Origin of the sequence: Alteromonas sp. DY56-G5 (genome assembly GCF_041414725.1) — a bacterium.
GTDB lineage: Bacteria > Pseudomonadota > Gammaproteobacteria > Enterobacterales > Alteromonadaceae > Alteromonas > Alteromonas macleodii.
The window spans coordinates 1-12,429 of sequence record NZ_JANHZQ010000017.1; the positions used below are offsets into that span (position 1 = coordinate 1).

Below are 12,429 nucleotides of genomic sequence, written 5' to 3' on the forward strand. Positions count from 1 at the left end.
TGAACACTCCGAATTTCACTATGCCTATTAGATCAAAGCCCCAGACTTTCGTCTAGGGCTTTTTCAACAGTCTGAGCTGCCTCAATGGAGGCAGCTTTTTTATTGGTACTCTTTTCAATGACAATCTGTGTAGTAACCGTTATGCTTTAACAGCTACCACACCGACTAAGTCAGCAGCGTTACTGTCATCCACCTCAATGCCGATTCGGCTTATGTACTGATCGCGCTTTTCAGCCTGGGTTGGCGACAAGTCACTACTTAAGAGAAGCTTCGCCGCTTTATGGGCCGCTTCCATCTGCTCGTCTGTTAAATTATCCCCTAAGTGGATTTGAGTAATAACTTTTAACAAGCTAAGTGCAACTTGTTTGTCTTTAGGCGACAGTGTTAGTGCCTGACGTAAATTGTTGAAAGCTGGCGACAACCGGTTCTCTTTGTAGTTAACCGCAGCCATTTGCTTAAGCTCTTTTGTGGTAAATTGAATTTCAGTACGTTCAATCGACTCTTGATTCAGGTATTCATTTACCACTTGAGAAGTAAACGTGTCCCCTTCAATTTGCTTTCTAAGCTTATCTAAAATACTCACACAGTGTTCACGCATTCCTAACTCGTGAAATGCTTTCATTTTATCGAGGCTATCTTCCATTGAGAGGCCGTCGGTAGATGCCGAACGATTCTTCATCAACTTTTCAGCCCCTTTTTTGTCGTCTCGCAAGCAAAAGACACGCGCTTTTACGACGTCAATCTGCTCGCCAAGCTGAGACTGCATGCCCTTTTGTTGCTTCAATTCTTCCAGTTCAGATTCTGCGCGTTTCATATAGCGTTCGCCTTCTGTACTGCCAAGACTTGTGGCTAAATCAATGGTTGAACGAATAACATTGAGCGTTAGCTGAGGTGAGTCATGGATAGAATTTTTAGCAAACTTTGCCATATTTTGAACGGCTGAAAGTTGTCCTGCCTTATCGTGGTTCAATCGAGCAAGATCCCATAACCGTTTGTTACGCTCAATATTGCGAGGTGCTAGCCTACTCGCCTCTTTCATTTGTTCGTAGGCAATATCGAACTGCTCTTTTTCAATAAAATACTGAGCAAGCAAGTCAAAGGTTAAGAATCGCGTGTCGTGGCGCTGCAATAAGTCATCAACCAGTAGCTGGGCTTCTTCTAATTCATCTTGTCGAAGCAACGACCGGGTTAAACCAATGTGAACCCACGCATGATCCATGCTCTGCAATAAGCTTCTAAAGTAGTCTTCCGCAGTTTGATAATCGCGAAGCTGCAATAAGCAATCACCAATTAAGCGTTTAATTCTGGTGTGATACTCCGATAGCGAAGGATCTTTTAACTGGCGCTCTGCATAATACATAGCAGTGGAATAGTCCCCTACCTGCATACAATGAAGCATTTTATGTAGCTTTAACCTTATCTGGATAAGGTATTCCAAACGCAGCTCAATTTTGTTGCGCTGAAGAGGTTTGACCCAAAAGTCATCCGGTTGCAATTCAACAATACAATTAACCAATTCAGGCGATGTCTCTGCACTGAGAAAAATGACCGTGGTGGTGTCGTTGATGTGATTGAGGTGTTTTAATTCTTCAAAAAGGTGAAAGCCATCTTTGTCGTGACTGACGTTAAACGCCAGTAAAACAAAGTCGTATTGTCTTGCAGCACATAACCTTTTCGCGTGAAAGGCATTAAAAGCACTGCTTACGTTTTTTATTCCAATTTCATGCAAAGCTGATGACACTACATCATGTACAAGCCCCTGGTTATCGATAACCAGCACATGTAATTCTTCTCTTGGGGTTGGGGCAGGTATTTTTTCCAGCATTTACCAATCACTTCTAACGTCTTTTCCCTAAGCGTCGTAATAGAATACTTGCTATTGCGACGGCACAATGTTGCGCGAGCTGTGCGCGAGAGGAGCTGGCCCATAATTCAAACCAGTTTTGTAATAATAGCGCGCATACAGCCTAAACTTATTATACATAAGTCTTGGTTTTTAGATACACGTGCGTTTCACAACGTGATTAGTGCTTTTAGCGAGGCGGATCAATCGCGTCGTTAACGCTTCCGTTAACCCTAAACCAACCTGCAACCGAGTGACGGCTGCGGGCAGCAGGTAATACTTCATGAGGGAATTGTTCGCTCAAAAAGACAACAAAAGTGCCTTTCGTTGGCAGCACCCTTGTTCCAATTAGATCACTTTCATCAGCGTAGAGCACGAGTTCTCCCCCATCTTCTGAAGTCCAGTCGTCATTCAAATAGGCGACTAAAGACAACACGCGATTGCCCTGACCTTTAAACGCATCTACATGGCGTTTGTAAAATTTACCTGGCTCATAGCAGGCAAAATGACTTTCAAAAGAAAAAAGCCCCATAAAAAGCGAACGATTTACATATTGCTGCATGGCTTCACACCATGAAAGCCACAAAGCGCCTTCGCTAGATGAACCTGTAATCCAGCAAATCTCGTCCCCTCTTACTTTTTCAGCTTTTTGATAATTCTCTGCGCGACCAATACCTGCCGCTTGATATTCAGCTTCAGAGATTGAACGCTGGCAGGCCAAAAGTGCTTGTGTAATGAAATCAGGTAAACCATGCTCTTGAATAGAAAAGCCTTTCGTGACTAAGTCATCGACGATATTTTCAAATATGGCTTCATCGAAAACGTGAAGAGGCTGATACGATGCAAGTTGTTCTCTATTCATCAGAGCATTTCTACCTTTGAGCGGTTAACTAATCGTGTAGTTAGGAGCGGGTTGTGTAAGTTAAAAAACTAGCGAACTTATACGCGGGGTTGAATCCTATAGCAATTGCATCACCACGCATTTTCCGCGCTATTTTTTTATCGATAAAAGAAAAATTATTTGTCGTTAAGAAGTCGCACGCTTCTTGCTTATTTAATATCAATTATAAAGTGAGCAAATGACGGTAAAGGTAAACTAAATCAATAAGTAAACCGAGGTGTATATTTTAAGAGGGTTGATTGAAAGACTTTTCTTCTGCCCTTGTTTCCGTTGCCATTACGTCTGCACATACGGATTGTAATTAACAGTTGAAAAACGCATGGCAAGGCGGTTTAGTAAAGATATACGCAATGTACGTATTAAATTTTTTAGCAAAAAGAGTAACCCATGAGTCAAGATCAAACACAAATAGAAGAAACGGAACATCATCTAGACTTAAGAAACTTGAGACTGGACGACTACAACGATGTTAAAGCGTTAATGGATGAGGTATACGCCAACGTTGGAGGCGCATGGCCTTACTCTAACTATAAAGCCCAAGTTACTACATTTCCCGATGGGCAAATATGTATTGAAGATAAAGGCAAAGTGGTCGCTTTCGCCATTTCAGTGATTGTAGATTATGACCAGTTTGGGGATAAACACAGCTACGATGAAATTACTGGTGATGCTTATTTGACCACACACGATCCTAACGGTGATGTGCTTTATGGTGTTGAAGTAATTGTTTCACCCGAGTATCGAGGTCTACGCCTTGGTCGTCGTCTCTACGAAGCGCGTAAAGAGCTCTGTCGTAATTTGAATCTAAAATCCATTATGGCAGGCGGTCGAATCCCGAACTATAAAAACCATGCGCATGAGCTGTCGCCTTATGAATACATTGAGCAAGTAAAGCTCAAAGACATCTACGACCCCATTTTAACTTTTCAACTTTCAAATGGATTTGAAGTCAAGCAAGTCATGTCGGCTTACCTTCCAGAGGATGAGGCCTCTCAGGGTTATGCGACGCTACTTCAGTGGCACAATATTTATTATGAACCGGGCACGCCTTCCCTCATCGCCAGCAGGAAGACCAGCGCGCGAATCGGATGTATTCAATGGCAAATGCGTTACTTCAATAATGTAGAAGAACTTTTACAACAAGTAGAGTACTTCGTCGATGCCTTGTCTGACTATTCTTGCGACGTTGCCCTGTTCCCTGAGTTTTTCAACGCGCCATTAATGGGCCTAAGCCCGTCAGATTCATCAATTGATGCAATTTGGCATTTAGCGACCTATACCGATGAGATTTTAACTGCCGTGTCTCATTTGGCCGTATCGTACAATATTACGATTATCGCAGGTTCGATGCCTGTGGTAGAAGAGGAAGAGCTCTATAACGTCAGCTACATTTGCAAACGCGACGGCACGATTGAAAGCCAGTATAAACTTCATCCAACACCTCACGAAAAAGAAGATTGGATAATGAAAGGCGGAAACAGCCTTAAGACATTTGATACCGACTTCGGCAAAATCGGCGTTTTGATCTGCTATGACGTGGAGTTTCCAGAGCTTGCGCGTATTCTTGCCGATCAGGAAATGCAAATTTTGTTTGTCCCCTTCTGGACAGATACCAAAAACGGTTATTTGCGCGTGCGACGCTGTGCGCAGGCCCGCGCTATTGAAAACGAATGCTACGTGGCAATTGCAGGTAGCGTAGGTAACTTACCCAAAGTGGACAATGTAGATATTCAATATGGGCAAACCGCGGTTTTCTCGCCAAGTGATTTCGCGTTCCCACATGACGCAATTGTCTCTGAGACCACGCCAAACACAGAAATGACGCTCATTGTTGATTTGGATTTGGATAAACTCACTAAGCTTCAAAATGAAGGTTCTGTGCGGAATTACCTTGATAGAAGACGAGATTTGTATCGCGTTGAATGGATCGGCGATAAGCAGTAGCGCTACGCTTTAAGGGAATTCTCGGATTTTATGGCTTATGTATAATTGACATTGAGCATAAGCCGTAGAATTTCCTTTAATTTAGCGATAACATGCCTGAGCGCGCAAATATAAATGTGCTGTCTTCTTATTGAGTTAAAGCATCTAAATGCGATGAAGTTAGCACTACATAACGAGATTATAAATTTACTATGGCAAATAATTCGAAAAACGATGAGTTTCCAACCATTAGATTGGATGAAGAAGACCGTCGTGATTACCAAACAAAACGTCAGGCGGCGCCAACAAAAGCAACGCCTCCACCTTCATCTGCCCCATCAGCAAACCGCCAACCCTCTGGTGGTGGAAACGGTAGTGGAATCTGGGTTGTACTCGTTGCCGTCGTCGCCTTGGCTGCCTGTGGTGGTTGCTATTACCTGTACACCATGCTTGAGCAACAGAAAGCAGTTGCTGAGCAAGCGGAGCAGCGCATTTTGCAGTTAGAAAACAAATTATCTGCTACAGGTGAAGAAATTGGTGAATCTACTGTTGCCCTGCAAGTTAAAGTTACTGAGCTAACCAACAAGACAAACGAGCTTTGGGAACAAATGGATAAGTTGTGGGCGTCAGCTTGGCGTCGTAATCAACAAGAGATTGCTGATCTTGGCGACCGCGTAGGTAACGTTCAAAACGCCTTGAATAAGAACATCAACTCAGTTTCAGAAAATGTAAAATCGCAAGCGGCGGCCATTGGCTCGGTTAAGAATCAACTTGCTTCGTTAGCTGATGAACTGCTCGCTGTTAATGTTCAACTTGAGCAAGCAGCAAGCGATAAACAAAGCGCTCAGCAAAGCGTACGCAATTTAACCGACAAACTGTCTGTGTTAGAGCAACGCAATACGACCTTATCTGGCCGCATTACCAGTTTGGAAAACGAAATTCGCGATATAGCCACCAAAGTAGTATCTAGCGGTGGTTCAACGGGTGGAAGTGGCTCGGCTCCTTCAGCTGCAGGTAACCAGTAAACCTGATTAAATCTGTTGTAATAGTATACAGCCGAGAATAAAAACCACGGTTTAACGCATAAAAAAGAAAGGGGCGAATCGCCCCTTTCTTTTTGCCGTGATAATATTCCCTCTTTTGAAATCAATAGGACCTAATGCACAATGAGTGAGCAAGCGCCCAAACGTTTAAATAAATATATTAGCGACACTGGCCTGTGTTCTCGCCGTGAAGCGGATAAACTCATTGAGCAAAATCGCGTTACCGTTAATAACCAACCACCTGAACTGGGTACGAAAGTGGGGCCTGGTGACACTGTAAAGGTAGACGGTAAAGTTGTGGGCGCAGTTGCCTCAGACAAGTCAGATCGCGTATATATTGTCTATAACAAACCCATTGGTATCACCTGCACGACTGAGCGTCATGTCAAAGGCAACATTATTGACGCTATCGGTCACAAAGAACGTATTTTCCCCGTAGGAAGGTTAGATAAACCATCGGAAGGCTTAATCATTTTAACCAGCGATGGGGACATCGTGAACAAGATCCTGCGCGCTGAAAATGCTCATGACAAAGAATACGAAGTTACGGTTAACCAACCAATCAGTGAGCGCTTCGTCAACCGTATGTCTCGCGGAGTACCAATTTTAGGGACGGTAACGAAGCCTTGTGTGGTTAAACCCACGGGCAAAAATACATTTACCATTATTCTAACTCAGGGTCTTAATCGACAAATCCGCAGAATGTGTGAGTTTTTAGGGTACGAGGTCACCAAACTAAAACGAACCCGAATCATGCACCTTGAACTCGGTTCACTAAAACCTGGCCAGTGGCGTAACCTTACAAGCCGTGAACTAGCTATTATGCAAAATGCAGTTCGCTCTTCTACAAAAACAGCGAGCAAAGTTGAGTTGCGTAAATAAATGAAACTACTACATTTAGTAGTAGTTTATTGATAAGACAATTTAAGACTTTGAAAAACTGACATTATCATTTTTTTTCGGTAAAGGACTTTCCCCCTAGTGCTGAAATATTGGCTAACTACGATGTATTTTTCGTGGTGGCTTCTGTTGTTATTGCGATATCTGCCTCCCTTATCTCTTTCGTTCTTTCTGCAAAGATGTCGCAAACAGAATTACAAAATGAGCGAGCATTTTGGTCGCTGGCATCAGCGTGCTTTCTCGGTTTTGGCATTTGGGCGATGCATTTTGTTGGAATGCTTGCCTATCAGCTTCCTCTTGAGGTTTCGTACGACCCTTTCATAACCCTACTCTCAGTGTTACCCGCGATTCTTGCGAGTATTGTTGTGATGAGTAAACTGCCACATAAAGCTAACTCGCTTTTGCTTCGCAGTTTGTATATGGGGCTTGGCATTGGCAGCATGCACTACATCGGCATGATGGCAATGCAGATGAATGCCATCATGGCGTACGATGGCTGGTACTTCTCTTTGTCTATTGTGGTTGCCGTCGGTCTAGCAGGTATTGCTTTAAAAACCCATGAATATGTCACCACGTCGCAACTGCGAATACTTAAACAAATTGTTCCCGCCATTATAATGGGCAGTGCTATATCCGGTATGCATTACACCGGTATGCTGTCTATGCACGTATATTCACTGCCCTCCACGCAAATACTACAAGAGCCAGAAACCAAAAACCTCGCTTATTTGGTCATGCTAATGGTGATGCTTTTCGCGTTTACTATTCTTATTTTTATTGAGCTACGAGCACGTACGTTACTGCTGGAACGCTATAACGCGGTGTTAAATACAGTACAAGAAGGCGTTTTGACCTTCGACAGTGCCGGCATGGTTGAATTCGCCAACCCTGTCGCGTTAGGCATGTTTGGTCTCGACAGTTTTTCTCCTCAGACCATTCACATACGCGAGCTTGTGTGCCCTTCTGAGCATGCTCATGAGCCACTCCTGATAGGTTTAAAAAAAGCGGCAAAGAATAGCGCAGCGCACAACGTGCCTTTAACTCTGGACGGTATTCGGAAAAGCGGAAAGGTTTTTCCTTTGACACTTCGCATTAATTTGCTGCCGGGAAACCATATTTCATATGTGTGTACAGTTAAAGATTTGTCTGACGTAAAGAACCAAGAAGTTTTTGCACAAACGGTGTTTGACGCACTCCCCAATATGTTGATTGTGAAGCGTGCCGACAGCCTTTCGATTACCCATGTAAATGATGCGGGAAGTAAAATATTGGGCACCGACAAAGCGTCACTCGTGGGGCTATCTGACTTTGATATATTCGACGAGGCGGAGGCCAGGAAATTTATATCTGACGACAAGCAATTACTTTCAAGTTCTGAAAAGCAAATCGTTAACGAATTCAAACTCAATATAGGTGGTGTTACGCGCTTTTTTGAGACGAAAAAGATCGTCATTGATGACAACTACGGCACCCCTCAATACATATTGGCACTATCCGAAGACGTAACAAAATGGCGGGAAGCTCAACAGACGCTTAAAACGTTGAACCGCCGCATGTCTATGGCCGCTGACGCAGCACACATAGGTGTATGGGAGTGGGACATTGCTACTAACGAGCTCATTTGGGATGAGTGGATGCATAAAATCTACAATGTCTCCAAAGCTGGTTTTAGTGGTCAATTTAGTGACTGGGAATACACAGTTCACGATGACGATATTGCCAATGTGAAGCAAAAGATAGAGCAATCAATAAAAGATAGCTCAGGATTTCACGCAATTTTTAGAGTGAAAGCCGCTGGCGACAAATATCGTCATGTTAGCGGTTATGGTCGCATTGAAGGCAACAAGATGTTTGGTATTAATGTTGATATCACCGAGCAAGTGGAAGCAGAACAGAAAATTAGAAAACTGGCAAATAGCGATACGCTAACAGGTTTAGCGAATAGGCTTGCCCTATCTACCTATATGCGAAATGAGCTTCCTCGATTAGAGAGAAACAATAAGGTGTGTACGCTACTTTATCTGGATCTCAATCGATTTAAGCCCATTAATGACGAATACGGCCATACAATCGGTGACGAAGTTCTTGTTGAGCTTGCACAAAGGCTTCAATCCATGTGTCGCGTGTACGATATTGCATCACGGGTTGGTGGTGATGAGTTTATCGTAGTAATCACCGAGCTAAGCACTGAATACAATGTAGAGACACTTAAAGCCCGACTTGCTAAAAAGCTTACACAGCCTATTACTACCACACAAGGCGCGTTCAGCGTTGGCGTCAGCATAGGTCACGCGAGCTATCCAGAAGAAGGCAAGACGCTAGAAGAGTTAATTTACATTGCAGATGAGCGGATGTTTGAAGATAAAAAGCAAAACATACCGTCGAACTAACGCGTCGCACAAACACAAGGTTAATTGGCTGGCTTCATACATGTACTAGGGCGTATTGCACTTTGCTGTACATTTTTGCAAAAAAAAAGCGCCCATTGGGCGCTTTTCTTGAAACCTAGTCTTATCGACGTAGACCTAGACGCTTGATAAGGTCAAGGTAACGCTCTGCGTTCTTGCCTTTAAGGTAGTCTAGAAGCTTACGACGTTGGCTAACCATACGTAGAAGACCACGACGTGAGTGGTGATCTTTCTTGTGATCAGCAAAGTGACCTTGAAGCTTGTTGATGTTGTGAGTAAGCAAAGCAACTTGAACTTCTGGTGAACCAGTGTCGCCTTCTTTAACGCCGTACTCAGCAATGATTTTTGCGGTTTCTGCTTTAGTTAGTGACATATCATTCTCCTAATATTAATGCTTCGCCGATCACTAATTCAGCAAAGCGGAATGAGCGCCGTATTATAATGACGTTTACAGACTTAGCAAGGACGGAACGACGTAATTTCATTAATTAACCCGTTTAAGGTTCGATTCCACCTTATTAATACGTTTAGCTAACTCACTTTTGTATTCGACACCGTTTAGAAAATCCCTTGCCTGCTGGTCACTTTTGTATCCGTATGCAGAATATACCGAGTGAGCTATGCTTATCTTAGCGTCGTGATCTACGACTAAATCTAAATTCTGCTCTACAAATTGCGGTGATCTGTAAACTGCTCCTTGTAATAAGGTAATCACTACTTGCTTAGTATCAATATTCGTTTGACGTTGTGCCCAACTTAGCGCAGTGTCGGGCTCAAAGTAAGCGATAGTTCTGGCAGCGTGTTCAACATCAGATTGATAGTTTTCACTACTGCTATGTCTTACAAACCAGGAAGCAGCTTCACTAGGTGATTGGTTTACATAACTATCAAAGACAGCGCGCTTTATCTCTTTTTTTCGTTCGTTGTCATCTAGCGTGTCGAACCAAGCTTTAGTGCTTTCAACGTCTTTGCGTACCCAAACACTTATTAAATTAGTTTCTAACCGTTTATCATCCGAACGTTTTATTAACGATAACGTGTCTCGAAACTGCTCTGATGTTTCTAAGACACTAAAAATGCCGCTATAGGCCGCACTTTTTAAATTCTCTGATTCAAGCAGAGCGATAGACTGAAAGGCGCTATCAATATCCTCACTTGCCATTTCTCTAAAAATAAGTAAAGGGTAAATGTTGTTTTCGAGCATGCCTGAGGTAAGTGAGGAATTATTAATATACCAATCAAGGGCGTCAGAAGGCGATTGATTAGCCCAGTTAGCTATAACTGATATGCGAAACTGCTGCTTCGATTCCAAGTTAATGTTCATGTTATCAACAAGGTCCCAGGCTTTTTCGGGGTTCAGCTCTACTAAGCGAGAGACCATTGTTGACAAAATCATGGCAGCATCTGGGTCGCTAATAGACGTATCGATGCTTGATAACATATCGATAATCGCCTGCTCGCCCATCGTGCTTATAGAGATAATTAAGGCGCCTATTTGTTTTAAGCTAAGCTTGGGCTTGTCGGAAAACCAGGCTTCTAGGCTAATATTATCAGATTTACTCGCAGAGTCTTTGGGTGACTGAGCACGCTTGGTCTCCCCTTGCTGAGGGAGTAAGGCTGTTTGTGAGACGTGTTGCTCTTTACCGTCGCCTACATTGGTTATGTGAACAGAATCTTCTGAGGGGACTGTAGGGCGTTTATCATTGACATAGTAACCCGCAGCAAATACTAGGCATAGCGAACAAAGCCATAAGCCAATCCATTTGATCATTAATAATCCCTTAATTAAAACACCACGCCAGCTTAAGACGTTTCGCAGAAAGTAGAAATCTGTATGAGTGATAAAGAACCTACCACTAAATAGTGCACCTTTTATACTACTTTATTTGCCATTAAGAAAGCCTTGCGTTAACCGCAAGGCTTTAAACGAGTATAATCTGCTAGATATAGGTCATTGCAAAGTACTAACTATAAACAACTCGACGTTTTGGGTTAACAAACACTTCCTGTTTAGGGATACCTTGGTCTTTCGGGTCAAGAACCCCTTCCCCTACGCCTAAGAAAATACCACTGGTATCGACGCCATGGTAAACGCGGTAAGACACGCCTTCACTCAGCACTTCGCTACAAATCCCTTTTACAGATTGGCCGTTATCAAAACGGTTTCTTTCAGCGTCGTTAATGGTCACAAATGGCAAACGACTTACAGCGGTATCCATAGGAATCAATAAGTCATCCAGCGCTTTAAAGTCACCTTCTTCCAGTGATTCCTGAATTTCAATTAACTTATCCAGCGAGACCATTTTATCCGTAGGATAGTCTGCTACTTCCGTACGGTGTAAGCGAGTCACGTAGGCGCCACAGCCAAGGTTCTGACCTAAATCATCTACGATAGAGCGAATATAAGTGCCCTTGCTGCATTTAATGCGCATTTCTACAAACGGCAGTTCAATACGCAGGACATCTAATTCATACACTTCAATATCACGAGGTTCACGCTCAATCTCTATACCTTGACGTGCATAGTGATAAAGTGGCTTACCTTGATGTTTAAGCGCTGAAAACATGGACGGGATTTGTTTACTCTTACCTAGAAACGCCAAGCACGCATCACGTACTTGTTCTTCGCTTACATCAACAGGCTTTTCTTCAACCACTTCGCCATCGGCGTCAGACGTGGTGGTGCGAACACCTAGTTGAGCAGTTACCTCGTAGGTCTTTTCTGCATCCAGAAGAAACTGAGAAAACTTTGTAGCTTCCCCCAAGCACAGCGGCAACATGCCACTGGCAAGTGGATCAAGTGCGCCTGTATGCCCAGCCTTCGCAGCTTTGTACAGCCAGCGCACTTTTTGAAGCAGTTGGTTAGATGACCCACCAAGCGGTTTATCAAGCAATACTATGCCGTTAATCTCACGGCCTTTACGACGTCTTGCCATTTACTCCTGCTCTTGTGGATCGTCTTTATCGCGCTTTGACTCATCTTTTGCGATGGTCTGAGACACAAGATTAGAGATACGCATACCTTCAACAATCGACTTATCCTCAAAGAAGTGAAGATCAGGCACTGAGCGCATGCGAATACGTTTAGCTAGAATACTGCGGATAAACTTTTTGTATTCTGCCAGTTGTTTAATTTGCGCTTTACCTTCTTCTTCGGTGCTGTTGTAGATAGTCACAAAGATTTTTGCATGCGCTAGGTCGCGCGACACATCTACGTCAGAAACCGTGATCAAAGGCATGTCGCCAACGCGGTGCTTGTATTCATTTTGCAGAATGCTCGCCACTTCTTTATGGACTTGCTGAGCGACTCTGTCGGTACGTGAAAATTCACGGGCCATTATACTCTCCTTTCCTTATTTAACGCAGGGCATGCGTGAAATCTGCTTACTGTATACAGACAAAAACGGGAGC

Annotated in this window: 10 protein-coding genes; 4 read left to right on the forward strand and 6 right to left on the reverse strand. The window is 43.4% G+C overall.

The annotated features are described in order from the left end of the window. Positions 1-139: 139 nt before the first annotated feature. Both NO989_RS10215 and NO989_RS10220 read right to left on the reverse strand, forming a co-directional pair. Positions 140-1,825, reverse strand: coding sequence for a response regulator (locus tag NO989_RS10215; RefSeq protein WP_371342488.1), 1,686 nt, complete (start codon positions 1,823-1,825; stop codon positions 140-142). A 208-nt stretch (positions 1,826-2,033) separates the two neighbouring features. Next, entirely contained in the window at positions 2,034-2,705 is a 672-nt protein-coding gene (locus NO989_RS10220) for a 2OG-Fe(II) oxygenase (RefSeq protein ID WP_014949263.1), read from the reverse strand. A 426-nt stretch (positions 2,706-3,131) separates the two neighbouring features. Here NO989_RS10220 and NO989_RS10225 point away from each other — a divergent pair, with 426 nt between their 5' ends. The 4 genes from NO989_RS10225 (at position 3,132) to NO989_RS10240 (ending at position 9,000) form a co-directional block, all read left to right on the forward strand. Further along, the gene (locus NO989_RS10225) at positions 3,132-4,688 is read left to right on the forward strand and encodes a bifunctional GNAT family N-acetyltransferase/carbon-nitrogen hydrolase family protein (protein WP_014949262.1); all 1,557 of its coding nucleotides are present in this window, start codon (positions 3,132-3,134) and stop codon (positions 4,686-4,688) included. Positions 4,689-4,879: 191 nt separating this feature from the next. Further along, on the forward strand, positions 4,880-5,692 hold the full coding sequence (locus tag NO989_RS10230; protein ID WP_061485734.1) for a hypothetical protein: 813 nt from the start codon (positions 4,880-4,882) through the stop codon (positions 5,690-5,692). Positions 5,693-5,833: 141 nt separating this feature from the next. Then, the gene (gene rluF, locus NO989_RS10235) at positions 5,834-6,592 is read left to right on the forward strand and encodes a 23S rRNA pseudouridine(2604) synthase RluF (RefSeq protein ID WP_061485732.1); all 759 of its coding nucleotides are present in this window, start codon (positions 5,834-5,836) and stop codon (positions 6,590-6,592) included. A gap of 110 nt (positions 6,593-6,702) precedes the next feature. Continuing rightward, positions 6,703-9,000 (forward strand): diguanylate cyclase domain-containing protein, encoded by a 2,298-nt coding sequence (locus tag NO989_RS10240; RefSeq protein ID WP_061485730.1) that lies wholly within the window; start codon positions 6,703-6,705, stop codon positions 8,998-9,000. Positions 9,001-9,121: 121 nt separating this feature from the next. Here the strand turns inward: NO989_RS10240 and rpsO are convergent, their stop codons facing one another. The 4 genes from rpsO to rbfA form a co-directional block, all read right to left on the reverse strand. After that, entirely contained in the window at positions 9,122-9,391 is a 270-nt protein-coding gene (gene rpsO / locus NO989_RS10245) for a 30S ribosomal protein S15 (RefSeq protein ID WP_012518257.1), read from the reverse strand. Positions 9,392-9,502: 111 nt separating this feature from the next. Next, positions 9,503-10,789 carry a hypothetical protein gene (locus tag NO989_RS10250; RefSeq protein WP_061485728.1) on the reverse strand — a complete coding sequence of 429 codons (1,287 nt, stop codon included), beginning with the start codon at positions 10,787-10,789 and terminating at the stop codon, positions 9,503-9,505. Positions 10,790-10,982: 193 nt separating this feature from the next. Next, positions 10,983-11,954, reverse strand: a complete 972-nt coding sequence (truB, locus tag NO989_RS10255; protein ID WP_061485725.1) for a tRNA pseudouridine(55) synthase TruB — start codon at positions 11,952-11,954, stop codon at positions 10,983-10,985. After that, entirely contained in the window at positions 11,955-12,356 is a 402-nt protein-coding gene (rbfA, locus tag NO989_RS10260; RefSeq protein WP_014949257.1) for a 30S ribosome-binding factor RbfA, read from the reverse strand. Between the last annotated feature and the right edge of the window lie 73 nt (positions 12,357-12,429).

Bases quoted from the DNA above. Each gene is read 5' to 3' on its own strand.
- rluF (WP_061485732.1), top strand. From the start codon at position 5,834: ATGAGTGAGCAAGCGCCCAAACGTTTAAATAAATATATTAGCGACACT.
- NO989_RS10220 (WP_014949263.1), bottom strand. From the start codon at position 2,705: ATGAATAGAGAACAACTTGCATCGTATCAGCCTCTTCACGTTTTCGAT.
- truB (WP_061485725.1), bottom strand. From the start codon at position 11,954: ATGGCAAGACGTCGTAAAGGCCGTGAGATTAACGGCATAGTATTGCTT.
- NO989_RS10215 (WP_371342488.1), bottom strand. From the start codon at position 1,825: ATGCTGGAAAAAATACCTGCCCCAACCCCAAGAGAAGAATTACATGTG.
- rpsO (WP_012518257.1), bottom strand. From the start codon at position 9,391: ATGTCACTAACTAAAGCAGAAACCGCAAAAATCATTGCTGAGTACGGC.
- NO989_RS10250 (WP_061485728.1), bottom strand. From the start codon at position 10,789: ATGATCAAATGGATTGGCTTATGGCTTTGTTCGCTATGCCTAGTATTT.
- NO989_RS10230 (WP_061485734.1), top strand. From the start codon at position 4,880: ATGGCAAATAATTCGAAAAACGATGAGTTTCCAACCATTAGATTGGAT.
- NO989_RS10225 (WP_014949262.1), top strand. From the start codon at position 3,132: ATGAGTCAAGATCAAACACAAATAGAAGAAACGGAACATCATCTAGAC.
- rbfA (WP_014949257.1), bottom strand. From the start codon at position 12,356: ATGGCCCGTGAATTTTCACGTACCGACAGAGTCGCTCAGCAAGTCCAT.